The sequence below is a fragment of the Streptomyces sp. NPDC028289 genome, assembly GCF_055565975.1.
Window position 1 is genome coordinate 439,330 of the sequence record NZ_JBVHTI010000002.1, and the last position, 24,880, is coordinate 464,209.

Annotated in this window: 17 protein-coding genes, 1 tRNA gene and 1 pseudogene; 11 read left to right on the top strand and 8 right to left on the bottom strand. The window is 69.8% G+C overall.

Annotated features, from left to right (window positions below):
* Positions 1-111 precede the first annotated feature (111 nt).
* From ACZ4UV_RS09915 to ACZ4UV_RS09925, 3 genes are read right to left on the bottom strand one after another with little or no spacing between them, the layout of a single operon-like run.
* The gene (locus tag ACZ4UV_RS09915; protein WP_467837207.1) at positions 112-2,256 is read right to left on the bottom strand and encodes an acetate--CoA ligase family protein; all 2,145 of its coding nucleotides are present in this window, start codon (positions 2,254-2,256) and stop codon (positions 112-114) included.
* Between the two features lie 4 nt (positions 2,257-2,260).
* Positions 2,261-3,493, bottom strand: a complete 1,233-nt coding sequence (gene frc, locus ACZ4UV_RS09920; RefSeq protein WP_467837208.1) for a formyl-CoA transferase — start codon at positions 3,491-3,493, stop codon at positions 2,261-2,263.
* A 12-nt stretch (positions 3,494-3,505) separates the two neighbouring features.
* Positions 3,506-5,188 carry a thiamine pyrophosphate-binding protein gene (locus ACZ4UV_RS09925; RefSeq protein WP_467837210.1) on the bottom strand — a complete coding sequence of 561 codons (1,683 nt, stop codon included), beginning with the start codon at positions 5,186-5,188 and terminating at the stop codon, positions 3,506-3,508.
* Positions 5,189-5,332: 144 nt separating this feature from the next.
* Here ACZ4UV_RS09925 and sucC point away from each other — a divergent pair, with 144 nt between their 5' ends.
* From sucC to ACZ4UV_RS09940, 3 genes are read left to right on the top strand one after another with little or no spacing between them, the layout of a single operon-like run.
* The gene (gene sucC / locus ACZ4UV_RS09930; protein ID WP_451019533.1) at positions 5,333-6,463 is read left to right on the top strand and encodes an ADP-forming succinate--CoA ligase subunit beta; all 1,131 of its coding nucleotides are present in this window, start codon (positions 5,333-5,335) and stop codon (positions 6,461-6,463) included.
* Positions 6,464-6,474: 11 nt separating this feature from the next.
* Positions 6,475-7,392 (top strand): succinate--CoA ligase subunit alpha, encoded by a 918-nt coding sequence (gene sucD / locus ACZ4UV_RS09935; RefSeq protein ID WP_467837214.1) that lies wholly within the window; start codon positions 6,475-6,477, stop codon positions 7,390-7,392.
* Between the two features lie 2 nt (positions 7,393-7,394).
* Positions 7,395-8,930: an aldehyde dehydrogenase family protein gene (locus tag ACZ4UV_RS09940; protein ID WP_467837216.1), complete on the top strand. Its 1,536-nt coding sequence runs from the start codon at positions 7,395-7,397 to the stop codon at positions 8,928-8,930.
* Positions 8,931-8,943: 13 nt separating this feature from the next.
* On the opposite strand, the gene ACZ4UV_RS09945 is transcribed toward ACZ4UV_RS09940, so the two are convergent.
* Positions 8,944-9,864, bottom strand: a complete 921-nt coding sequence (locus ACZ4UV_RS09945; protein ID WP_390034347.1) for an LLM class flavin-dependent oxidoreductase — start codon at positions 9,862-9,864, stop codon at positions 8,944-8,946.
* A 61-nt stretch (positions 9,865-9,925) separates the two neighbouring features.
* Here ACZ4UV_RS09945 and ACZ4UV_RS09950 point away from each other — a divergent pair, with 61 nt between their 5' ends.
* The 4 genes from ACZ4UV_RS09950 (at position 9,926) to ACZ4UV_RS09965 (ending at position 12,359) form a co-directional block, all read left to right on the top strand.
* A complete protein-coding gene (locus ACZ4UV_RS09950) occupies positions 9,926-10,351 on the top strand; it encodes a MarR family winged helix-turn-helix transcriptional regulator (RefSeq protein ID WP_390034346.1) in 426 nt (141 codons plus the stop codon).
* A gap of 136 nt (positions 10,352-10,487) precedes the next feature.
* Positions 10,488-10,572 (top strand) — tRNA-Leu (locus ACZ4UV_RS09955).
* A 393-nt stretch (positions 10,573-10,965) separates the two neighbouring features.
* Entirely contained in the window at positions 10,966-11,406 is a 441-nt protein-coding gene (locus tag ACZ4UV_RS09960; RefSeq protein ID WP_467837220.1) for a hypothetical protein, read from the top strand.
* Positions 11,407-12,188: 782 nt separating this feature from the next.
* Positions 12,189-12,359 (top strand): LuxR family transcriptional regulator, encoded by a 171-nt coding sequence (locus ACZ4UV_RS09965; protein ID WP_467837222.1) that lies wholly within the window; start codon positions 12,189-12,191, stop codon positions 12,357-12,359.
* Positions 12,360-12,390: 31 nt separating this feature from the next.
* Here ACZ4UV_RS09965 and ACZ4UV_RS09970 read toward each other — a convergent pair whose 3' ends face one another.
* On the bottom strand, positions 12,391-13,047 hold the full coding sequence (locus ACZ4UV_RS09970; RefSeq protein ID WP_451021274.1) for a DNA-3-methyladenine glycosylase: 657 nt from the start codon (positions 13,045-13,047) through the stop codon (positions 12,391-12,393).
* Between the two features lie 462 nt (positions 13,048-13,509).
* On the opposite strand from ACZ4UV_RS09970, the gene ACZ4UV_RS09975 reads away from it, so the two are divergent.
* Entirely contained in the window at positions 13,510-14,775 is a 1,266-nt protein-coding gene (locus ACZ4UV_RS09975; RefSeq protein WP_451021269.1) for a TDT family transporter, read from the top strand.
* Between the two features lie 57 nt (positions 14,776-14,832).
* Here the strand turns inward: ACZ4UV_RS09975 and ACZ4UV_RS09980 are convergent, their stop codons facing one another.
* Entirely contained in the window at positions 14,833-17,682 is a 2,850-nt protein-coding gene (locus ACZ4UV_RS09980) for a multifunctional oxoglutarate decarboxylase/oxoglutarate dehydrogenase thiamine pyrophosphate-binding subunit/dihydrolipoyllysine-residue succinyltransferase subunit (RefSeq protein ID WP_467837224.1), read from the bottom strand.
* Positions 17,683-18,413: 731 nt separating this feature from the next.
* Positions 18,414-19,421 (bottom strand): GlxA family transcriptional regulator, encoded by a 1,008-nt coding sequence (locus ACZ4UV_RS09985; RefSeq protein ID WP_451021271.1) that lies wholly within the window; start codon positions 19,419-19,421, stop codon positions 18,414-18,416.
* Positions 19,422-19,931: 510 nt separating this feature from the next.
* Between ACZ4UV_RS09985 and ACZ4UV_RS09990 the strand changes: the two genes are divergently transcribed.
* Positions 19,932-21,440, top strand: a complete 1,509-nt coding sequence (locus ACZ4UV_RS09990) for a CoA-acylating methylmalonate-semialdehyde dehydrogenase (protein WP_451021272.1) — start codon at positions 19,932-19,934, stop codon at positions 21,438-21,440.
* 605 nt (positions 21,441-22,045) lie between these two features.
* Here ACZ4UV_RS09990 and ACZ4UV_RS09995 read toward each other — a convergent pair.
* Positions 22,046-22,297, bottom strand: a complete 252-nt coding sequence (locus ACZ4UV_RS09995) for an RNA polymerase sigma factor (RefSeq protein WP_451021273.1) — start codon at positions 22,295-22,297, stop codon at positions 22,046-22,048.
* A gap of 84 nt (positions 22,298-22,381) precedes the next feature.
* Here ACZ4UV_RS09995 and ACZ4UV_RS10000 point away from each other — a divergent pair.
* Positions 22,382-22,986 (top strand): annotated as a pseudogene (locus tag ACZ4UV_RS10000) (DNA-3-methyladenine glycosylase); the annotation flags it as partial.
* A gap of 357 nt (positions 22,987-23,343) precedes the next feature.
* Positions 23,344-24,735, top strand: a complete 1,392-nt coding sequence (locus tag ACZ4UV_RS10005) for an MFS transporter (protein ID WP_467837233.1) — start codon at positions 23,344-23,346, stop codon at positions 24,733-24,735.
* Positions 24,736-24,880 lie beyond the last annotated feature (145 nt).

Below are 24,880 nucleotides of genomic sequence, written 5' to 3' on the forward strand. Positions count from 1 at the left end.
CTTGCGTCGAAAGTTCTGGCCAGCGCCCCCTGCCCAATGCCTTTCGTGCGCGCACGGGTCCCGGGGCCGGCCGGGGACGCGCTCCGCCGGCCGGCCCCTTCCTCTGCTACGTCATGACGCGCCCCCCAGAAGTCCGGCCGCCCGCGCCCAGCGGTACTTGGCGCCGAGCACGGCCACCGGCCGTTCGGTCGTGTACGGGTACGCCACGACCCCCCGCTCGTACAGGTACTGGCAGGCCTCCTCGACCTCGACGTCCCCCGCGAGCGAGGCGACGACCGGCTTCTCGACGCCCCGCTCCCGGAACTCCGCGACCACCCGCGCGGTCAGCTCCGCGAACACCATCGGCGGGGTGACGATGGTGTGCCAGTAGCCGAGGACCAGCGCGTGGATCCGCGGGTCCTCCAACCCGAGCCGGATCGTCGCCTCGTACGTCGACGGCGGCTCGCCGCCCGTGATGTCCACCGGGTTGCCGGCGGCGCCGAACGGCGGGATGAAGCGGCGGAACGCCTCGTCCAGGTCCGGCGGGATCTCCATCAGGGTCAGCCCGTTGTCGGTGATCGCGTCGGACAGGAGGACACCGCTGCCGCCCGCGCCGGTGATGATCACGACGTTGTCGCCCCGAGGGGTCGGCAGCACCGGCAGGCCGCGCGCGTACTCCAACATGTCGTTCAGGCCGGGGGCGCGGATGACGCCCGCCTGCCGCAGGATGTCGTCGTACACCGCGTCGTCGCCCGCGAGCGCGCCGGTGTGCGAACCGGCGGCCTTGGCACCGGCCGCGGTACGGCCCGCCTTGAGGACCACGACCGGCTTCTTCGGTACGGTCGCCCGCGCGGCCTCGACGAAGGCGCGGCCGTCCTTCAGGTCCTCCAGGTGCATCGCGATGCACTCGGTGTGCGGGTCCTCGCCGAACCAGGTCAGCAGGTCGTCCTCGTCCAGGTCCGACTTGTTGCCGAGCCCGACGATCGCCGACACACCCGTCTTGGTGGTGCGGGCGAACCCCAGGATCGCCATGCCGATCCCACCCGACTGGGACGTCAGCGCAACCCCGCCCTTCACGTCGTACGGCGTGCAGAACGTGGCGCACAGGTCCTGCCAGGTGGAGTAGTAGCCGTAGATGTTCGGGCCGAGGAGGCGGATGCCGTGGCGCTCGCCGATCGCGACGATCTCTTCTTGGAGCTCGTGTTCGCCGGTCTCCGCGAAACCGGACGGGATCAGGACGGCGTTGGGGATCTTCTTCCGGCCCACCTCCTCCAGCGCCGCTGCCACGAAATTGGCGGGAATGGCGAAGACGGCCACATCCACCTCACCGGGAACGTCCGTGACACTCTTGTACGCCTTGCGGCCCAGAATGTCATCGGCCTTGGGGTTCACCGGGTGGATCTCCCCGGCGAAGCCGCCGTCCACGAGGTTGCGCATCACCGAGTTGCCGATCTTGCCCGCCTCGTTGGACGCACCGATCACGGCGACCGAGCGGGGCTGCATCAGCCGGCGCATGGTCTCCAGGATCTCGTCGCGGGTGTACTTCCTGCGCGGTGGCGGCTGTCGCTCCGCGAGGATGATCCTGATGTCCGCGGCGACCGCGCCCTCCGCGGTCGCGATCACCGGGTTGAGGTCCACCTCGGCGATCTCCGGGAAATCCGTGACCAGTTGGGAGACCCGGCGGATCTGCTCGGCGACCGCCCACCGGTCCACCCCGGCCTGCCCGCGCACCCCGCGCAGCACCTCGGCCGCCTCGATGGAGTCGAGCATCGACAGCGCCTCGTCGGCGGTGACCGGCGCGAGCCGGAAGGTCACGTCCTTCAGTACCTCGACCAGTACCCCGCCGAGCCCGAAGGCGACGACCTTCCCGAAGGTCGGGTCCGTGACCGCGCCGACGATCACCTCCGTGCCCTTCGGCAGCAACTCCTGTACCTGGACGCCCTCGATGCGCGCATCGGCGTCGTAGGCCCTCGCGTTCTCGACGATTCGGTGGAAGGCCGCCCGTACGTCCGCCGCGCCCTCCACCCCGACGACGACCCCGCCCGCGTCGGTCTTGTGCAGGATGTCCGGCGAGACGATCTTCATGACGACCGGTCCGGCGAAGCGTGCCGCGTACGCCACCGCCTCGTCGACGTCGGTGGCCAGCTCCTCGCCCGGTACGGCGATCCCGTACGCGTCGGCGACCAGCTTGCCCTCCGGCGCGGTGAGTGCCGTACGGCCCTCCGCGCGCACGGAGTCGAGGAGCTCGCGGACCCGCAGCTCCCGGTCCTCTGCCATCACGTCAGATCACTCCGTTCGACTTGAGCCGGCGCAACTCTTCGTCGCCGAGGCCGAGTTCGCCGATGTAGACCGCTTCGTTGTGCTCGCCGAGCAGCGGCGAGCCGGTGACGTCGACAGGGGAGTCGGAGAGCTTGAGCGGGCTGCCGACGGTGACGAACTCGCCGCGCTCGGGGTGCGGGACGGTGACCACCATCTCGTTGGCGACCAGCGACTCGTCCTCGATGATCTCCTTGGTGGAGAGGATCGGCCCGCACGGGATGTTGTGGGCGTTGAGCTTCTCCAGCACCTCCCACTTGGGGAGCGTCGAGGACCATTCCTCGATCAGCTGGAACATCTTGTTGAGCTTGGGCAGGCGGGACTCCGGGGTCGCCCACTCGGGGTCGTCCGCGAGCTCCGGCCGGCCGATCAGCCGGGTGATCGGCTGCCAGCCGACGGGCTGCACGATGACGTACACGTAGTCGTTCGGGCCGCCCGGCGCGCACTTGACCGCCCAGCCGGGCTGGCCGCCGCCGGAGGCGTTGCCGGAGCGGGGCACCTCGTCGCCGAAGTCCTCGTTCGGGTACTCGGCGAGCCGGCCGTGGGTGAGCCGCTGCTGGTCGCGGAGCTTGACCCGGCAGAGGTTGAGCACGGCGTGCTGCATGGCGACGTTGACGCGCTGGCCGCGGCCGGTGTGCTCGCGCTGGAAGAGTGCCGCCAGTATTCCGGCTACTGTATGCACTCCGGTGCCGGAGTCACCGATCTGCGCGCCCGTGGCCAGCGGCGGGCCGTCCTCGAAGCCGGTGGTGGCCATCGACCCGCCCATCGCCTGGGCGACCACCTCGTACGCCTTGAAATCGGTGTACGGGCCGTCTCCGAACCCCTTGATGGAGGCGTAGACGATCCGCGGATTGATCTCCTTGATGCGGTCCCAGGTGAACCCCATCCGGTCGACCGCGCCGGGACCGAAGTTCTCCACCATCACGTCCGAGCGCCGGATCAGCTCGGTCAGCAGTTCCTTGCCGCGTTCGGTCTTGGTGTTCAGGGTAATGCTCCGCTTGTTGCAGTTGAGCATCGTGAAGTAGAGGGAGTCGACGTCCGGGAGGTCGCGCAGCTGCTTGCGCGTGATGTCACCGGACGGCGCCTCCAGCTTGACCACGTCCGCGCCGAGCCAGGCGAGCAGCTGGGTGGCGGAGGGGCCCGACTGGACGTGGGTCATGTCGAGGACACGAATGCCCTCAAGTGCCTTGGCGGTCATCGGCGTTCCACCTCACTTGTACATGGTCTGGTTCATGGTTCCGGGGGCGTACGCGTCCGGGTCGACCCAGACGTTGATCAGCGACGGCTTGCCCGACTCCCGGGCTCGGTGAAGGGCGGGGCCGATGTCGGCGGGGTCGCGGACCTCCTCGCCGTAACCGCCCAGCATCTGGGCGAACTTGTCGTAGTGGACGTCGCCGAGGGTGTTGCCGACCCGCTCGCGCTCCTTGCCGTACTTGGCGGCCTGGCCGTAACGGATCTGGTTCATCGAGGAGTTGTTGCCGACGATCCCGACGAAGGGGAGGTCGTAGCGGACCAGGGTCTCGAAGTCCCAGCCGGTGAGCGAGAAGGCGCCGTCGCCGAAGAGGGCGACCACCTCCTTGTCGGGGCGGGCCTGCTTGGCGGCGAGCACGAAGGGGACACCGACGCCGAGGGTGCCGAGCGGGCCCGGGTCCATCCAGTGGCCGGGAGACTTGGGCTGCACGACCTGCCCGGAGAAGGTGACGATGTCGCCGCCGTCGCCGATGTAGATCGAGTCCTCGGTGAGGAAGTCGTTGATCTCGCTGACCAGGCGGTACGGGTGGATGGGCGAGGCGTCCGACCTCAGCTGCGGCAACCGCTTCTCGATCGCTGTCTGTTCGGCGGCGCGCAGTTCGTCGAGCCACTCCTTGCGCCGGGAGGCACCCCCGTTGACGCGCCCCGAGGCCGCCTCGGTCACCGACTTCAGGACCAGGCCCGCGTCGCCGACGATCCCGAGGTCGATGTCGCGGTTCTTGCCGACCGTGCGGTAGTCGAGGTCGATCTGCACGACCGTCGCTTCCGGAGAGAGCCGCTTGCCGTAGCCCATGCGGAAGTCGAAGGGGGTGCCGACGATCACGATGACGTCGGCGTTGGAGAAGGCGTACCGGCGGGAGAGCTGGAAGTGGTGCGGGTCGCCGGGCGGCAGGGTGCCGCGGCCCGCGCCGTTCATGTACGCCGGGATGTTGAGGGTCCGTACCAGCTCGATGGCGTCCGCGGTGCCGCGGGTCGTCCAGACCTGGCTGCCGAGCAGGATGGCCGGCTTCTCGGCGTGCACGAGCAGGTCGGCGAGCTTCTCGACGGCCTCGGGGTCGCCGGCCGAGCGGGTCGAGGCCCGGTAGGCGCCCGCCTTGGGTACGCGGGCCTTCGCGGCCGGGACCTTGGCGTCGAGGACGTCGCGGGGTATCTCCAGGAAGGAGGGGCCGGGCGCGCCGTGGTAGCACTCGCGGAACGCCATGGAGACCATGTCGGCGGCGCGCGCGGTGTCCGGGACGGCCGCCGCGAACTTGGTGATCGGCGTCATCATGTCGACGTGCGGCAGGTCCTGCAGGGACCCCATCTTGTGCTGGGTGAGCGCCCCCTGGCCGCCGATCAGCAGCATCGGGGACTCCGCGCGGAAGGCGTTGGCGACCCCGGTGACGGCGTCGGTCGTACCGGGCCCGGCGGTGACGACCGCGCACCCGGGCCTGCCGGTGATGCGTGCGTAGCCGTCGGCGGCGTGGGCGGCCACCTGCTCGTGGCGGACGTCGACGACTTCTATGCCCTCGTCGACGCAGCCGTCGTAGATGTCGATGATGTGGCCGCCGCACAGCGTGTAGATGCGGTCGACCCCCTCGGCCTTCAGCGCCTTGGCAACGAGATGACCACCGGAAATCACGTCCTGGGTGTCGTCGGGCATGGCGAAGTCCTGTCCCTTCGTAGGGGGTTGGAACGCTCTCGCGGTACATTGCATACAGTCGACGAATACTGTATGAACCTTGTTATCCCGCATCCGGTGGGTGGTGTCCAGGGGGCGTGCGGCACTTTCAAGACAGGAGCCGAAATGGACCTGTACGAACACCAGGCAAGGGAACTCTTCGAGGAACACGGCATCGTGGTGCCGAGGGCCGAGGTCACCGACTCGCCCAAGGAGGCCCGGCAGATCGCCCGCCGGCTCGGCGGCAGGGTCGTCGTGAAGGCGCAGGTCAAGACCGGCGGCCGGGGCAAGGCGGGCGGTGTGAAGCTCGCCGCCGACCCGGCCGCGGCGGAGCTCACGGCACGTCAGATTCTCGGCATGGACATCAGGGGGCACACGGTCGGCAAGGTGATGTTGGCCCAACCCGTCGACATCGACAGCGAGTTCTACGTCTCCTACGTCCTCGACCGGGCGGCCGGCGGCTTCCTGGCCATCGCCTCGGCCGACGGCGGCATGGAGATCGAGGAGGTGGCCGCGACCCGGCCGGAGGCGGTGGCCCGGGTCCCCGTCGACCCCGCGGTCGGCGTCACCTCCGCCAAGGCCCAGGAGATCGCCGCAGCCGCCGGACTGCCGCCACAGACCGTCGACGTCCTGGTACGGCTCTGGCAGGTACTGGTCCGCGAGGACGCGCTGCTCGTCGAGGTGAACCCGCTCGTGCGCACCGAAGAGGGCCGGATCCTGGCCCTCGACGGCAAGGTCACCCTCGACCACAACGCCCGCTTCCGGCAGGCCCGTTGGGGCGCGGAGGAAGGTGAGCACCACGACCCGCTGGAGGCGGCGGCCGCCGCGAAGGGGCTCAACTACGTCAAGCTCGACGGCGAGGTCGGCATCATCGGCAACGGCGCGGGCCTGGTGATGTCCACCCTGGACGTGGTGGCCGGCTGCGGCGCACGGCCCGCGAACTTCCTGGACATCGGCGGCGGGGCATCCGCCCAGATCATGGCCGACGGCCTCTCGGTGATCCTCTCCGACCCGTCGGTGAAGTCGGTCTTCGTCAACGTCTTCGGTGGGATCACGGCGTGCGACGCGGTCGCCGACGGCATCGTCCAGGCCCTGGAGACCGTCCGGCTGACCAGACCGCTGGTGGTCCGCCTCGACGGCAACAACGCGGCCCGCGGCCGGGCGATCCTCGACTCCCGCGCGCACCCGCTGGTCGAACAGGCCACCACCATGGACGGCGCCGCCCGCCGCGCCGCCGAACTCGCCACCACCGCCTGAGGAGTTCTGTCATGGCGATCTACCTCACCAAGGAGAGCAAGGTCCTCGTCCAGGGCATGACCGGCGGCGAGGGCATGAAGCACACCCGGCGGATGCTCGCCGCCGGGACCGACGTCGTCGGCGGGGTCAACCCGCGCAAGGCCGGGCAGACCGTCGACTTCGACGTCCCCCAGTGCCTGAACGGCCTGGGAGGTGCCCCCATCGCCGTCCCGGTCTTCGGCACCGTCGCCGAGGGCATGGCGGCGACCGGCGCCGAGGTCACCGTCGTCTTCGTGCCGCCCGCCTTCGCCAGGGCCGCGGTCCTGGAGGCGGCCGACGCCGGCATCGGCCTCGCGGTGGTGATCACCGAGGGCATACCGGTCCACGACTCGGTGGCCTTCACGTCGTACGCCAGGCGGAACGGCACCCGGATCATCGGGCCCAACTGCCCCGGGCTGATCACGCCCGGCCAGTCCGACGCGGGGATCATTCCGGCCGACATCACCAAGCCCGGCCGCATCGGTCTCGTCTCCAAGTCCGGCACGCTGACGTACCAACTCATGTACGAGCTGCGGGACATCGGCTTCTCCACCTGCGTGGGCATCGGCGGCGACCCGGTCGTCGGGACGAGCCACATCGACTGCCTGGCCGCCTTCCAGGACGACCCCGACACCGAACTCGTCGTCCTCATCGGGGAGATCGGCGGCGACGCGGAGGAGCGGGCCGCCGCCTACATCCGGGAGCACGTCACCAAGCCGGTCGTCGGCTACATCGCCGGGTTCACCGCACCCGAGGGCCGCACCATGGGCCACGCGGGCGCCATCGTCTCCGGTTCGGCCGGCACCGCCCGGGCCAAGCAGGAGGCGCTGGAGGCGGTCGGTGTGCGGGTGGGGAGCACGCCGACCGAGACCGCCCGGCTGGTCCTGGAGCTGCTGGAAGCGGGGTGCTGACCATGGACCTCGTCCGCAAGCCCGGCACCGGCTGGGACGACGCCTGGGCGCGCTGCCTCGCCCTCGCCCCGGAAGCCTTCCGCGACGACCGCGTCCTCAACCTCTGGGCCGCCGGCTGGCAGCCCGACGGCCGCCCGCTGCCCGCCACCAGCCCCGTCGACGGCAGCCCGATCGCCGGCGCCCCCCGCCTCGACCGCGCCACCGCGCACCGGGCCGTCCGCGCCTGCCTCGACCAGCACCGGGCCTGGCGGCACATACCGCTGGAGGAGCGCCGGGCCAGGGTGGCCGCCACCCTGGACGCCCTCACCGAACACCGCGAACTCCTCGCCCTGCTGCTCGTCTGGGAGATCGGCAAGCCCTGGCGGCTGGCCCAGGCGGACGTGGACCGGGCGATCGACGGGGTGCGCTGGTACGTCGACGGCATCGGGCCGATGCTCGCCGGGCGGAGCCCGCTGGACGGGCCGGTGTCCAACATCGCCAGCTGGAACTACCCGATGAGCGTGCTCGTCCACGCGGTACTGGTCCAGGCTCTGGCGGGCAACGCGGTGGTGGCCAAGACCCCGACCGACGGCGGGGTCGCCTGCCTCACCCTGGCCTGCGCGCTGGCCGCCCGCGAGGGCCTGCCGGTGACGCTGCTCAGCGGCAGCGGGGGCGAGCTGTCGGAGGCGCTGGTGCGGGCGCCCGAGATCGGCTGCGTCTCCTTCGTCGGCGGTCGCGACACGGGGGCGGCGGTGGCCACGGCCGTCACCGACCTCGGCAAGCGGCACGTACTCGAACAGGAGGGACTCAACACCTGGGGCATCTGGAACTTCACCGACTGGGCCGCCTTCACCGCCGTCGTCCCCAAACTCTTCGACTACGGCAAGCAGCGCTGCACCGCCTACCCCCGCTTCGTCGTCCAGCGCGAGCTGTTCGACGAGTTCCTCACCGCCTACCTCCCGGCGGTGCGCCGGCTCCGGATCGGCCACCCCCTCGCGGTCGCCGACCCCGCCGACCCGCTCCCCGAGCTGGACTTCGGCCCGTTGATCAACGCGGCGAAGGCCAAGGACCTGACCGACCAGGTGGCCGAGGCCGTCGACCGCGGCGCCGTCCCGCTGCACCGCGGCAGCCCGGCCGACGCCCGCTTCCTGCCCGGCCAGGACACCGAGGCGTACGTCCACCCGGTCACCCTCCTCAACCCGCCCCCGTCCTCACCGCTGCACCACGCGGAACCCTTCGGCCCGGTCGACACGATCGTCCTGGTCGACACCGAGGCCGAACTGCTGGCCGCCATGAACGCCTCCAACGGCGCGCTGGTCGCCACGCTCTCCACCGACGACGAGGCCACGTTCGCGCGCCTGGCCCCGCAGATCCGCGCCTTCAAGATCGGCCACGGCAAGGCGCGGTCCCGAGGCGACCGGGACGAGCTCTTCGGCGGCTTCGGCGCGTCCTGGCGGGGCGCCTTCGTCGGCGGGGAGCTGCTGGTGCGGGCGGTGACCCAGGGCCCGGCGGGGGAGCGGCTGCCCGGGAACTTCCCGGAGTACCAGCTGATGCCCTGACCGCGCGCGTCTCTCATTCCGTGGCGTCGCGCACCGGCCGGATCACCTCGTCCGCCAGCCGGCGCGCCACGCCGTCGGGATAAGGACGGGGCAGGCTCAGCACGATGTGGTTCATCCCGGCCCGGACGAGGGCGGCGACCGTGGCACGGGTCGCCGCCGGGTCGTCGTACGACACCAGGACCTGGACCGAGCGGACGATCTCCGCCGGATCCCGGCCCAGTTCGGCGCAGTGCGCGTCCAGCACCCGGGCGCGCTCGGCGACGAACTCGACGGTGTTGTGCGGCGGCCCGGGCACGTTCCAGACGTCCGCGTGCTCGGCGACCAGCCGCAGCAGTCGGGTGCCCCAGCCGCCGATCAGCAGCGGGGGCCCCGGGCGCTGCACCGGCTTGGGCTCGTTCCGGGTCCCCCTCAGCCGGTAGTACTCGCCCTCGAAGCCGAAGACGTCCCGGGTCCACATCAGCTTCAGGATCCGTACCGTCTCGTCGAGCCGGGCGATGCCTTCGGCGGGCGGCACGAGCGTGAGGCCGTACGCGTCGTACTCGTCGACCGCAGGATTCTCCCCGGCGATCCCGCCCGCCCCCGGCGGCTGATGCGTCCCGCCGACGCCCAGCCCCAGGACCAGCCGCCCGCCCGAGATCACGTCCACGGTGGAGGCCATCTTGCCCAGGAGGGCGGGCGGCCGGATCCGGTTGCTGGTCACCAGCAGACCGAGCCGCAGCCGCTCGGTCTGCGCGGCCAGGGCGGAGAGCAGCGTCCAGCCCTCGTGGACGGCGCCGTCCTTGGGACCGGCCACCGGCAGCAGATGGTCCCAGAGCCAGGCGTCCGCGATCTGCGGTATCGCGTCCGCCTCCTGCCAGACACGGCGGATGTCCTCGTAGGGGACGTGCATGGGGGTGGTCTTGATGCCGAAGCGCACAGCCGTCACGGTCGTCATGGCCGTCAGCCTAGTCAATCATCAGCCATACTGACGATCAGATTTCGATATCGTCTACGACATGGTCAGTGATCCCCTCGAATCCCGGCTCGGGTACCTGCTCAAGCATGTCCAGGCCGACCTGGCGCGGAGTTCGGCCGAGGCCCTCGCCCCGTACGGCATGGACGGACACGACCTGGCGGTGCTGGTGGTGCTGGCCGGGGCCGAACCGCTGTCGCAGATCGAGGTGGCGGGACGGCTCGGGGTGGACCGCACGACGATGGTGGCCCTGCTCGACGGCCTGGAGCGGCGAGGTCTGGTCGAACGCCGGCGCAGCCCGCAGGACCGGAGGCGCAACATCGTCGAACTGACGGACACCGGGCGTGAGCGGATGGGCCGGGCGGAGGAGGCGCGACGGGCCGCCGAGCGGCGCTTCCTCGCACCGCTGGACGACGAGACGGCCGCGACACTCGTCCGCGCCCTGCGCGCGCTGCTGCCCGCCCGGTGACGGCCCGGCCACGCGCCGTGACCCGCGCCCACCTGCGCCTACACCGACGGAAACGCAGGTGAAAGGCACTCCGAAAGCTTGGTATTGTTGTCCATGTCGCCGCGGGGAACACCCCCGGTCAGGCGGCAGACACCTAGTCCGGGTGGCGGAATGGCAGACGCGCTAGCTTGAGGTGCTAGTGCCCTTTATCGGGCGTGGGGGTTCAAGTCCCCCCTCGGACACAGAGTTGCCCCACGAAGTCCTGTTTCTGGGCAGGGGGCATTGGCACCCGCTTCCGGCTCCTGGCTGGGGCGGGTGTTCGTCGTTGCGGCGCCTGCGGCCTGGTTTTCCCCCTTCGTCAGCGGTTCGGTGGGCTTCGGTCACCTGATGGTGGTCCTTTCTGCCTGGGGTGTGTCCGCGGTCAGGGTTCTGGTCGTGGGCTCGTAGGTCAGGGTGATCTCCTCGCTGCGCAAGTGGGCGATTGCCTGGGCCGGTGCAGGGCCGGCAGGTGCGGCAGTACCTGGTCTTCGCGCAGGTAGGCGTTGGGAGTGCGACCGGGGTCGGCCCGGGTAGCGCTGGTGTGGCCGGTAGCCAGGTTCGGTGCGGGTCTTGTCCGAGTCGTAGCCGGCGTCGAGGTGCGCGGTGATGTCATCGGGCAGTGGCCCCAGGTCCTCCAGGCGGTCCAGGGCGTGCCGCTCGAAAAGTCGTCACCGCAGGTGAGCGGGGTGCGGTGGGTCCACTGGGACCATGTCCGCGTGATCGTGTCCTTGCTATACAAGGTGGCCCGGAAGTCGCTGTGCGTACCGTCGGTACTGCTCCGCAGTGAGGTGACGAAGGACGCGGAACTGCTGGTGTTGCGGCACGAGAATGCGGTGCTGCGCCGGCAGCTGGCCGGTCCGGTCCGCTACGAGCCCGCCGACCGGTTCTGGTTCGCCGTGCTGTCCACGCTGGTACCCCGACGGCGCTGGCGCGAGGTCGCTGTCGGCGGCAAGGCGATCACCGCGGTCGCCGCCGAACTCGGCGTCCCCACCGTCACCGCGGCCGAGTTCTACCGCACCGCGGCCACCACAGCCTAGGCATCAGAACCTGTGGGACGACGTCGACGGCGCCTGCGCGGCAGTTGTGGCACGTGATCCTATCCATCGGAGCTCTCCCGGCGCCCTGGCGTTGTCGGTGCGACACGGTCGAACGAGTCACGCCACAAGGGATGTGGTCGCTCAACTCGTAGTCGGATGACGGTCCGACCGCGTCCGGCACCGACAACTCCGAATGAGGAAAGAAGGCGTTCTTCGCTGCGGAGTCGCCGTCGCGCACCAGTCGACCGGTGCCCCAGGTCTTGGAATTCGGGCTCAACGAATGGGTCGTGGAAGAGCAGCGACAGAGATACCTGCACGACCCTGCCTCGGTCGATCAGACGTGGACGACTTCTGTGCCGCCACGGCCGTGAGGCGTGACGACGGAGGCGAGGCGGTGCGCGTTGCGTCGCTCGTCCACGCGTACCGAGTGCGCGGCCACTTGGTGGCTGACACAGACCCCCTCACGTCGCGTTCAGCCGCCGGGCATTCAAGCTCATCCAGAGTGAGCGCTGCCTCACGTGTTCAGCGCCAAGTTATGCCATACGCCGAGGCGTCGATTTGGTTCCCGGCCGCCTTTCGAAAGACGCGCCCATCCGGCGCCACCCCGAAGTGCTCTATGGGTTCGCGCAGCATGCGGACCAGGACAGGGGGAATCGGAACAGGTTGTGTGGCCTTGGCCATGGCCGCCTCAGGGAGTGGATCTCGTGGACGGGACCGTCGCGAAGGTAGATCTTGTGCTGCCCACTACCCGACGACGATTACGTCCATCGTGCCCTCGCACGGTGGCGACTGCTGCTGTGCAGTCCAACAATGCGGAAGCCACCACCGAACTGTCCATCCCGGTGGGCACGGTCAAGACCCCACCTCGGCAGCGTGAGACCAAGTTGTCCGCCCGAAACCGCGTGGAGATCGCCGCCTGGGCATGGGAATCCGGCCTCATGAACCGGCAGTGACCACGGCTTGTCAAGCGGGCTTCGTTGAACCTCAGCTGTCCGCCCCGAGTCGATGCCGGGCGCTGGGGTGCGCCCGGTAAGGGCTGACGCTCGGCTCGCCCAGGGTCCAAAAGCGCCACGGACACCCAGCGGCCGGGCCGCCGACGCCGGTCCGCGGCCCCGAACCGACACGCTCCCGGCACAGTCCCCCCGTCGGCCCCGCGAGGAACAGGTCGGCTGTGACGTCGCACGCCGACTGCCCGTCATGGCGCAGATCGACGACGCCCAGCGCCTGGGCGAGGTTGGCAGGGCCACGCGCCAGGTCCCGCGCCCGTAGACCAGGATGCCGACGCTGCCACGCCAGCGCCGCACCGGCCTCGACCGCGCCCGCCCGGAGCAGCACCGAAGCGGGGCGCCGCCCCGGGCCGCACACCGCGTTCAGGCATCGATGGACCGCGTGCGTCCGGTAGACATAGAAGGTCCCCGGCTCCCCGAACTCGGCACGGTTGGTCGCATTCGGACCTCGGAACGCATGCGAGGCGGGGTCGTCGGGCCCCTCGTACGCCTCTACCTCAGTGATGCGCACCGCCGTCACACCGCCCTCGGAACGGGACACCACCAAGGCCCCCAGCAGTTCGGGAGCCACCTCCACGGCCGGCCGATCGAAGAACTCCCTGGACAACACAGGCGGCAACGCCGTGGCGCCCAACGGCTCTTCGAACACCTCCAGTTGCGTGTGACCGGTGCCGTTCGTGCTCCCCACCGACCGACTGTGTGCCATTGCCGCCTCCCGTCCAAGGACCAGGCCGCCGGACCTCGGCGCCTCACCCCACCTCAGCGGTGGCCCACCGCCTCGTCATGGCCGCACAAACGGCCACACGACGCTCGGAGAAGGACATCGAAGCAGTTCCCTGCGCCCGGACGGACGCACGTGGCCGTGCACGCCGCAGGCCGGACCGCTGGAGCAGAAGTACGGCACTGCCCGCCATGTCCCGGTGTGAGGCCGTTGTGGCACACGCTGTTCTGTGGCGGGAGTGGGAAGCCGCCATACCTTCGTGCCGAACGGGCCGACGGTCTCGGCCGCGACCCGCGAGCTGCTGGGCGTGGGCCGGCCGGCCGGCCGATCACCGATGGTGATGACCCGAGACGAGGAAAGAAGGCGTTCTACGCCGTGACACCCCACTCCAGCAGTACCCGAGCGGTCCCGTCCAAGGGCGACTCGGGCCTGAGGTGCCCCAGACATGCCCGTGCCCGGCAGCTGAAGGCGAAGGCGAGCAAGAGGGCACGTCCGCCGCTCGGTCCGAGCTGGTTCGCGGCCGTCATGGGCACCGGGATCGTCGCCAACGCGGCAGCCACCCTGCCGCGAACCTTCCCCGGCCTGCGGGACGCCGCCACGGTGGTCTGGTCGGCGGCTGCACTGCTGCTGGTCGTACTGACCGTCGGCTACGTCCGGCAAAGGACGCTGCGGGTGCACGTCGCCGATCCGATACAGGCCCAGTTCTTCGGGGCGCCGCCGATAGCGCTGCTCACGGTGGGCGCCGGGGCGCTGCTGCTCGGCCGACGGGTGATCGGAGCGTCGGCGGCGCTGGATGTGGACCGGGTGCTGTGGTCGCTCGGTACCGTGCTCGGTCTTGCCACAACCTGCACGGTGCCGTACCTCATGGTCACGCGGCACCGCTTCGCACCCGACGCGGCGTTCGGCGGCTGGTTGCTGCCCGTGGTGCCGCCGCTGGTCTCAGCCGCGACGGGCGCGCTGCTCATCCCTCGGACACCCGCCGGGCAGCCGCGGATGGCGATGCTGCTGGGCTGCTACGCCATGCTCGGGCTTGGGTCGGTGGCCGTGCTTCTGGTGCTGGCCATGGTGTACAGCCGCCTGGTACACCATGAGGCGCCCACCGGCGCGGTGGTGCCCACCGTGTGGATCGGGGTGGGGGCGTTGGCCCAGTCGGTGACCGCGCTGGGTACGCTGGCCACGGCCGCGCCAGGCGCGCTGCCGGCGTTGTACGCGCGGGGCGCCGCAGTCGTGGCGCTCCTGGGCGGGCTCGGTGTGTGGGGCTTCGCCATACTGTGGCTGGTACTCGCCACGGCGCTGACCGTACGAGAGATCCGAACGGGACTGCCCTTCACACCCACTTGGTGGTCCTTCATCTTTCCCCTCGGAGCCTGCGTCACCGCGACTGGCGTCCTCGCCACCCGGACCGGCTCACAGCTGTTCGTCTGGACCGCCGTCTTCCTCTACGCCGTGCTCGTCGCCGCGTGGGCGGTGGTGGTCTGGCACTCACTACGCCACGCCGCCGGCAACACGGGTGGACCGGAAGGCCCGGGGGACCCGGACAGCCCGAAGGAACTGGAAGAACCCGACGCGGCTCGCGAAGCCGTCACTGCGTCTCAGGCCGCACAACCGGCCTCGCTGATGACAGCCGTCGAGGACGCATAGCCGGACGGGGCGCGCTCACATGCGGAGGCGCCCCGTCCCTTTGCCGTCGGTGGATGCTCAGTGGAAGGCCGATGTCACCAGGGCCTTCTGCTCCATGGCATGCCGACGGGCGGAGCCGACGGCGGGGGCAGGTGCCTCCGGTCGGCTGACACACCCAAGGACGCGGTCTCCCAGCCGGTGCAGGCGCGGCCCGACGAAGAACCACGCTCCTTGGTTTTCGGGCTCCTCCTGCACCCAACGTACGTCCACACCGGCAGGAAAGCGGCTGAGTTCCGCCGCGAGCTCTTCCTCGGGGAACGGGTAGAGGCGCTCCACGCGGACGATCGCCGTGTCCGAGAGGCCCGAGCTGTGCCGGTGGGCGTCGAGGTCGTAGAAGACCTTGCCCGAGCACAACAGCACACGCCTGATCCGGGCCGGGTCCACCGTGTGATCCGGTATCACCGGACGAAAGCCGCCATGTGTGAACTCGGCCAGCGTGGAGGTCGCGGCCTTCGTCCGCAGCATCGACTTCGGTGTGAAGACAATCAGCGGCCTGGTGTGGTCGCGCAGCCCCTGCTGCCTGAGGAGATGAAAATAGTTGCTCGGCAGGGAGGGCAGGGCGACGGTCATGTTGTCCTGTGCACACAGCTGAAGGAAGCGTTCGATTCTGGCGGAGGAATGGTCCGGCCCCTGCCCCTCCAGGCCGTGCGGCAGCAACAGCGTCACCGCGGAGCGCTGTCCCCACTTCTGTTCGGATGACGAGATGTACTCGTCGACGACCGTCTGAGCGCCATTGGCGAAGTCCCCGAACTGGGCCTCCCACAGCACCAGAGCATCGGGGCGCGCCAGCGAGTATCCGTACTCGAACCCCAGCGCCGCCAGTTCGGACAACATCGAGTCGTACGGTGCGAAGCCCTGGGCCCGCGGGCCGAGGGTGTTCAGCGGCGTGTGCTCCGCGCCGGTGCGCCGGTCGGTGAGTACGGCGTGGCGTTGGCCGAACGTGCCGCGACGCGAGTCCTGCCCTGCCAGTCGCACCGGAACCCCCTCCAGCAGCAGGGAGCCCATCGCCAGTGTCTCCGCGGTGGCCCAGTCGATCGCCCCGGTGTCGAGCATGGCCGCACGCCTCTGGAGCTGTGGCAGGACACGCGGGTGCACGGTGAAGTCTCGTGGCAGGTCGGTCTGCGAAGCGATGACGTGCCGGGCGGTCGCTTCGTCGATCGCGGTCACGGCCTGATGGTGGGCTGCCCGCTCCTCGGCGTCGCCGGAACGGAGGTCCTCGACGGCGTCGGAGGCGGGCAGGGCTCGGGTCTCGGCGAAGGCCCGCTCAAGATGCTCCTGGTAGTTCCGGTGCGCGCCTTCCACCTGCTGCTCGCCGATGTCCCCTCGACAGACCAGCGCCTCGGCGTACAGCCGGCGCACCGAAGCCTTGGCGTCGATGCGGTCGTACATCATCGGCTGTGTGATGGACGGGTCGTCGACCTCGCTGTGTCCGTGCCGCCGGTAGCAGACGAGATCGATCACGACGTCCTTGTGGAACGCCTGGCGGTAGTCGAAGGCCAGCTGCGCGACCCGGGCGACGGCCTCCGGGTCGTCACCGTTGACGTGGAAGATCGGGGCCTCCACCGTCCTTGCGACATCGGTGGCGTACGTGCTCGAACGGCCGTTGGCAGGTGCGGTGGTGAAGCCGACCTGGTTGTTGATGATCACGTGGACCGTCCCACCCGTGCGGTAGCCGGGCAGCTGCGACATGTTCAGGGTCTCGGCGACCACGCCCTGGCCGGCGAACGCCGCGTCGCCGTGCATGACGACCGGCAGTACCGGGAAACGCTGGCCGCGGTCCCCGGCCAGGTCCTGCTTTGCGCGCACCACTCCCTGCGCCACCGGCCCCACGATCTCCAGATGCGACGGGTTCGCCACGACCGAGACGGCGATCGTGCCGCCTTGCAGGGCACGGTAGGTGCCCTCCGCGCCGAGGTGGTACTTCACATCCCCGGATCCCTGGACCGAACGGATGTCCACCGCGTCCTCGAACTCGTGGAAGATCTGCGTGTAGGACTTGCCGATGATGTTGGCCAGGACATTGAGCCGGCCGCGGTGGGCCATCCCGATGACGGCTTCCCCCACGCCTTCCTCGATGGCGCGGAGCAACAGGGCATCGAGCAGTACGATCGCCGACTCGCCGCCTTCGAGCGAATACCGCTTATGGCCCACGTACTTGGTCTGCAGAAACGTCTCGAAGGCCTCTGCCGCACCCAACCGGTAGAGGATCTGCAACTGTTCGGCGCGGTCGGGCCGGCGCTGCGGTCCCTCGATCCGCTGCTGGAGCCAGTGACGTTCGTGGGCGTCCTGGATGTGCATGTACTGAAAGCCGACGGTGCGGCAATAGAGCTCCTGCAGGCCGTCCAGCACGTCCTGAAGAGCCATCGCGACGTGCCCGGCGAACCCGTCCACGACGAACTTCTCTTCCCGGTCCACGTCGTGGAGTCCGAAGGCGGCGATGTCGAGCTCTGGATGTCCGGCGGCCGGCTGCGACGTGAGTGAGGACATGAGTGGGTCGGTGGCGGCCATCAAGTGGCCGCGCACTCGATACCCGTGGATCAGCGCCGCAACCCGGACCGCTTTGAACGCCGCCTCATCCCCGTCACCACCCCCCGTGGCCATGGCGGTACGTCTCTGTCGGCCTGTCAAGGAGGCCGGGGAGGCGAAGAAGTCCCTCCACGTCTGATCGACCGAGCCCGGGTCGTGCAGGTACCGCTGTCGTTGCTCGTCCACGACCCATTCATTGAGCCCGAATTCCAGTCGGTGGGCCATCGTTCGATCGGTGCGTGATTGCGACGTCACAGCTGGAACGCCTTCTTCCTCATTCGGAGCCGTCGGTGCCGGACGCGGTCGAGTTGTCATCCGCCTACGTGTCCAAGGACTTCGCATCCGTTGCGGAGGTCAACCCGTTCGCCCACGTCCTAGTGACGACGCTAGGGTGCCGGGAGAGCTGAGCCAGAGAGCCAGACGGGCCACAACTGCCTCATATCGGGACATCTGGCCGGGCGGCCGGTGTCCGCGTGGAATGCTGCCGCCGCACAGCCGAAGCGCAGGGTCATGTCGTGTCCTGATCCGAGGGCTTCAAGTCCACTCGGCCTGAGAGCGCTGCTGTGTGAAGCCTGGTTGTGAGAAACGCAAGGCGCACCCCGCCCCTCTCACGGGCCGCTCGACAACCGGCCGTGCGCCGACACCTTGTACCCGGCTTGGTCGCCGCTGTCGCCGCGACCGCCGGCAGCACCACCTGCAAACAGCCAGGAGAGCAGCCATCGCCGCAAACGGCCATGTCGACTGTTTCCGACCGGAACTCGTTGTCATCCCCTGCGGTAGCCGCAAACCGGGATGGCCCGCGCGAGCGGCAGACATGTACCTCGGCTGTTACCACCGTGCGTGCCGCAAGGAGCCGAAGCGCTGCAGCCCGAGCGTCTGCTCGCCCTCTCCGCGCGCTACGGCCTCCTGGACCTCGACCATGTCATCGAGCCGTACGACACCCCTGGTACGGCCGGTGCGACAACAGCCCGGCTTCTCCTGGAAAGGGTCGCACCGTCGTTCTCGGGCCGCCGTCGATCAGGGCCCTCCCGCTTCCGCGGTCTTCCACCGGCGACCAGCACAACGGTCACGGACTACGCCGAGCCCGCCTCGGACGTGCCCACGCCGGTCGTCCGGAAACTGGTCCGGAACGCACCAGGTGTCACACCCAGCTGCCGCACAAAGGCTCTGCGCAGCGACTCGGGCGAGCCGAACCCGGTGCGTCGCGCCACCACGGCCATGGGGTCATCACCGGTCTCCAGCAGCACCTGGGCCGCTTCCAACCTGATCTGCTCCACATACCTGGCCGGAGTGGTTCCCACCTCTTCGTGGAAGAGCCGGGTCAGATGACGGACGCTGAGGCCCGCCCCGCGGGCCATCGCCGACACTGTGTGGTTGGCCCCGGGCTTCTCGGCGACCGCGTCCAGGACCCGGCGGAGAATCTCCTGGCGGCTGTGCGGGGCCCGGGAGCGGACGCTGAACTGGGACTGGCCACCCGGTCGTTGCATGAAGACGACCATGTCCTTGGCGACCGCCCGAGCGACCTCCGCGCCGTAGTGATCTTCGACGAGCGCCAGGGACAGGTCGATACCGGCGCTGACACCCGCCGATGTCATCATCCGCCCGTCCCGCACGAAGATGGCGTCCGGCTGGACCTCCACGGACGGGAACCGCAGAGCCAGTTGCTGCGAGTTCTGCCAGTGCGTCACGGCACGACGGCCGTCCAGAAGTCCGGCCGCGGCCAGCAGAAACGCTCCCGTGCACACCGATGCCGTACAAAGGGCCTTCTCATTCAGCTGTCGGACGACATCCAGTAGGGCGTCGTCCTTGATCAGCGTCTCCCATTCCGGACCGCCCGGGATCACCAGAACGTCGCACGGCTCACGTACCTCATCGACACGCAGGTCAGCGATGAGGCGGGTCCCGGCGGAGGTGACCACCTCCGCCCCGTCCTCGGACGCGATCTGCACCTCATAGCACCCGCCGAACTCGTTGGCCGACGCGAACACCTCGATGGGACCGGTCACATCGAGTAGCCGAACGCCCGGGAAGACGAACACGATCACGGTGAGCGGGCCCGTTCCTGGGCGCTTGTGGTTCATCGGATGCCTCCGGGCCGGGCGCGGTGCGGACACGGGCGACCTGTGGGGGTCGGCGAGTGTTCCAGGGGGGATCAGGGAGCCGATCACCGCCGGCCCGGACCCCGTTCGCAGGGTTTCCGTGCGTTCATTCTGCGCCTTCGACCAGAACCTGGACCACGACCGGCTTGCTCCCTGCTGGGAGGTGAATCCTCCCAGTCCGCCGCGACGTCGTCACGCCGCGTCCCCAGGCCGTATTCGAGCATGTGGCGAACACGGCGGCGCTCGGCAGGCGAGTGACCCACGCCACGACCGTACGGGACCTGAGGGAGGCACTTCGGGCCGGGAGGCTCCGCAGCGCCTGCACGTGCAAATCGGCTCGGTAGTTTCGATCTCAGCAGCCCTACCCGCACGGGCGTGGTGGGGCGTCCGCGTGGCCGCGGCTCCGGCCCGGCCGACCGCAGTCGAGGCCCGTGTGGTGTGCGACAAGAGCCGCGCAGCCCGCCGCCGTCCCTCTTTGAAGGAGTTCCGCCGATGAAGACCGTCACCCACTGGATCGGTGGCAAGCCGTTCGGAGACGCTTCAGGCGCCTTCGGCACCTGGGGCCCCGTCACCGACCCCGCGACCGGAGAGGTCACCGGACAGGTCGCGATGGCCGGCGCCGACGAGGCCGACGCCGCGGTCGCCGCGGCGAAGGAGGCCTACGCCGGCTGGCGCACGTCCTCGCTCGCGCAGCGGATCGCGATCCTCTTCCGCTACCGCGAGCTGCTGAACGCGCGCCGCGACGACCTCGCCGCGCTGATCACCGCTGAGCAGGGCAAGGTCCATGCGGACGCGCTGGGCGAGGTGGCCCGGGGCCTGGAGATCGTCGAACTGGCCTGCGGGCTCGGCATGGCGCTCAAGGGCGAGACGTCCACAGGGGTGTCGAGCCAGATCGACGTGGCGTCGGTCCGCCAGCCGCTCGGTGTGATCGTCGGCATCTCGCCGTTCAACTTCCCCGCGATGATCAGCATGTGGATGTTCCCCATGGCGATCGCCTGCGGAAACACCTTCGTCCACAAGCCGAGCAGCAAGGCCCCGTCCGCGTCCATGCTCCTCGCGGAACTCGCGGCCGAGGCGGGCGTGCCCGACGGGGTGCTCAACATCCTGCACGGCGACGCGGTCGCGGTGAACGCGCTGCTCGACCACCCGGACGTGGCGGCCGTGTCGTTCGTGGGCTCCACGCCGGTCGCCCGCCACGTCTACACCAGGGCGTCCGCCGGCGGCAAGCGTGTCCAGGCCCTCGGCGAAGCGAAGAACCACATGCTGGTACTGCCCGACGCCGACCTCGACGCGGCGGCCGACGCCGCCGTGACCGCCGCCTACGGCTCCGCGGGCCAGCGCTGCATGGCGGTCTCCGTGGTGGTCGCGGTCGGCTCGGCGGGGGACGCGCTGGTGTCCCGGATCGCCGAGCGGGCCACGAAGATCAAGATCGGCCCGGGCAACGACCCGACGTCCGAGATGGGTCCCCTCATCACCAAGGCGCACCGCGACGAGGTCGCGGACTACATCGCGGGCGCGGCCGCCCAGGGAGCCGACGTGGTGCTCGATGGCAGGGACTTCACCGTCGAGGGCCTGGAGAACGGGCACTGGATCGGTGTCTCGCTCCTCGACAAGGTCAGCACGGACTCGGACGCCTACCGGAACGAGATCTTCGGTCCCGTCCTGTGCGTGCTCCGTGCGGAGACCTACGAGGAGGCCATGGCCATCATCAACGGTTCCCCGTACGGCAACGCCAGCTCGATCTTCACCCGGGACGGCGGCGCGGCTCGCCGGTTCCAGCTGGAGGTCGAGGCCGGCATGGTCGGCGTGAACGTGCCGATGCCGGTGCCGGTGGGCTACCACTCCTTCGGCGGCTGGAAGGACTCGGCCTTCGGCGACCACCGCATGTACGGCAGCGAAGCCGTGCACTTCTACACGCGCGGCAAGGTCATCACGACCCGCTGGCCGGACCCGGCTGTGACGGCGGCCGGTGTGGACCTGGGCTTCCCCGCGTCCCACTGACCGCCGCAGGCCCGCACGCGCTGGTCGCGTCGGGTGGCAGTGCCGAGCCGCTCCATCACCCGTGGTCCCCGCGTCCCGGTCGTCCTTCGGGACGGCCGAGGATCGCATCGTCCGCCACGCTGCGGCGCCGACCACAGGCGCTGCAGCGTGGCGGACCCCCTTCGGGGCGACCGGGAATCGAAACGGAATCGCGCGGCAGCGGTTGGCTTGGGGGTTCGACGTGACGGACGCCCTCGAGAACAACTGAGGTCCACAGCTGTGCGTCTTCGGTCCTGCCCGACCAGGTAGCCGGCCGGGCTGCGACCAGGATCCGGACCATTCCCGGACCACCCGGCGCAACGGGCCTGAAGTGCACTCATTTCCGCAGTTCAACGGCAGGTTAGGCGCGTACCACCGGCAGACCGGGAAACTGCTGGGTGCTCCGCTCAAGATGCTGGGCATGACCGCTCGGCATGCCGAGCGGCAGCATGCACGGACACCGCATCTCGGGGCAGCGAGCTGACGGCAGGAAGCCCCTCCGGCGTGCGCCACCGATCGGCTGATGCGCGCTTGACTTCATGCCCGCTTTCGAGCGTCCACGGCCGCGGCCGACCCGCCGAACGGGATCACGGAAGCCACCGCGATTCCCACGTTTCCTCGCCGCTGCTCGCCCACGCGTCCGCGAGTTCATCGACCAGTCGCGGCCCGCGGCCTGACTCACGCGTTGAGCAGCCGAGCACGGTGGCCGCGTCCCGGTCCGTGAGTCCCTCCCATACATGGAGCGCCAGTACTTCCTGGTCGGCGACCGGCAACCGCCGCCAGGCGGCTACCAGGTCCATCCGCTCCTCGGCCTGGGGGTAAACCGCCGTAGCTGTCATTGCCACCGTTCTCCATGACACGCACCGTGACAGCCGTCTGGCGCCGCTGCTCGCGGTGGGCGTTGCGACCACTTCTTCGACCGGCCCGCCCTCGAGGCGGCTCCCGAACTCCTCGGGGTTCTCGTGGTCTCGCGCTCGCAGCGCGGCGTGACGGCGGTGCGTATCACCGAGGTGGAGGCGTACGAGGGTCCGGACGATCCGGCCTCGCACGCGTTCCGGGGCCCGAACCGGACCAATCGAGCGGAGTCCGGGGCCCCGGGGACCTTCTATGTGTACCGGACGCACGCGGTGCATCGGTGCCTGAACGCCGTCTGCGGACCCGGGCGGCGTCCCGCTTCGGTGCTGCTCCGCGCCGGCACCGTCGTGGAGGGAGCGGACGTCGCGCAAGAATGCCGGGGCCTGGGGTGCGGGCGCGCGATCTGGCGCGCGGCCCGGCCAGCCTCGCCCGGGCGTTGGGCATCGCCGATCTGCATCATGACGGGCAGTCGGCATGCGATGGGGCAGCGGAGTTGTTTCTCGCGGAGCCCGCCGGGGGCGTCTCGTCCGCGCGGGTTGGCCGAGGGCTGCGGACGGGGGTGGGCGGTCCTGCTGCTTCGTACCCGTGGCGCTTCTGGATGCTGGGCGAGTCGAGCGTCAGCCCCTGTCGGGCGCACCCGGGGTCGCGCCAACGGAGGCGGGCGGAGGGCTGACCTCTGCGCCCGCACGGGACACCACGAGTGCCGGCGCCCCTCCCCGGAGGCGGCGGCACCCGAAGGTGTTTCAGGCTCGCCCCAGTACCGGCACCGGGATCGGCGACAAGCCCGCAGCGAAGACCGAATGTGCGCCTTCTCCGTCCTTATCCGCGGCCACGCACACCCGGCGTCTGCGAGTTGAACACCTCAGGAAATGTCCGTGGGCCGGGCCGGCTTGCCACCTCTCCGCCTGAGGCGGCGTCCGGGGGTACGGCGGCGGCCCGACCGAACAGAAGGCGATCAGTGATGACTCCGACCAGTCCCACTCCCGAACCGGATCCGCGCAGGTGGCGCGCGCTCGGGATCATCTGCCTCGTGCAGGTGATGCTGCTCCTCGATGCGACCGTGGTCAATGTCGCGCTGCCCCCCATCCAGCACGATCTGGGCCTCACGACCACAGGCCTGGCATGGGTCGTCAACGGCTACACCGTCACCTACGGTGGGCTGCTGATGCTTGGCGGGCGCCTGGGTGATCTGCTCGGCCGCAGACGCCTCTTCCTGACCGGCCTGGCGATCTTCGCGCTGTCGTCGGCGAGCGCCGGAGTGGCCCAGCAAGCCGGCGTACTGATCGCCGGCCGCTTCGTACAGGGCGTCGGTGCGGCACTCGTCAGCCCGGCGGCCCTGTCCCTGGTGACGCTGCTGTTCACACAGCGGCAGGAAAGGGCACGGGCCATGGCCATCTGGAGCGGCCTGGCGGGAGTCGGTGTGGCCCTGGGCGTCGTGCTCTCGGGCGTCCTGACCACCATCGCCTCCTGGCGTTGGATATTCTTCATCAATCTACCCATCGCCGCGTTCGCCTTTCTCGCCACCTTCAAGCTCGTCTCCGAAAGCCGAGCCACCAGGCGCGGTCGGCCTGACGTCCTCGGCGCCGTGACGGTCACCCTCGGTCTGCTCCTGGTCGTGTTCGGCCTCCTGGAGAAGGACAGCCACGCATGGCTCTCGTTTTCCGTCCTGGGCTGCGTCGGGATCGGTGTCCTCTGCTTGATCGGTTTCGTGCTGGTGGAGGCCCATGTGGCCCAGCCCCTGGTGCCCCTCGCATTCCTGCGCTCACGTAACCGGAGCATCGCCAACATCGTTCGCATCTGCTACTACGTCGGCTTCGCCACCCTCTTCTTCTCGCTGAGCCTGTATGTCCAGCGCATACTGCACTTTTCCGCGCTGGCGACCGGATTCGCCTTTGTACCGTTCGGGTTGGTCATTCTCTTCAGCGCCACCGTGATGGCACCACGACTCCTTCCCCGGTTCGGTCTGCGAGCCCTGAACGGAGGAGGGCTTGCGGTCACCACGGTCGGCTACCTCCTCCTTGCCGGGCTGAACAGCCACGGCACCTACGCGGCCGACGTACTGCCCGGACTGATCCTCGTGCCGCTGGGAGGCGGCCTCGTCCTCGTCGGATCCACTGTCGCCGGAGTGGACGGCGCCACCGGTGAGGACGCGGGCATCGCCAGCAGCATGAACAATGCGTCCATGCAGATCGGCAGCGCCATCGGTCTGGCTGCCCTGGTCTCACTGGGCACCGGCCACGCCGCCGTGCTGCGGCGTGCGGGCGCCGACCAGGTGACCGCTGCCGCGCACGGTTACGCCTTCAGCTTCACCATCGCTGCCGGCATGACGGCCTTCGGTGCGTTCCTCGGCTTCGTCGGGATCCACCCGACGCCGGCCGGGACTCCGACGGTGAGGGCCAACGCCAGGCAGCGAATGGTCTGACGTGCCGCCGGCGGCGAAAGCGAGAGTCTGCGGCCGCGGCGGGCCGGGCGGAATGATGCTGCCGCTGCGTGTCAGGCGACATAGTGGGCCCCGCTCGAAGAGGCCGAGTGTGAACCAGCTGTTCGTGCGACGGCGGCATTGCCGG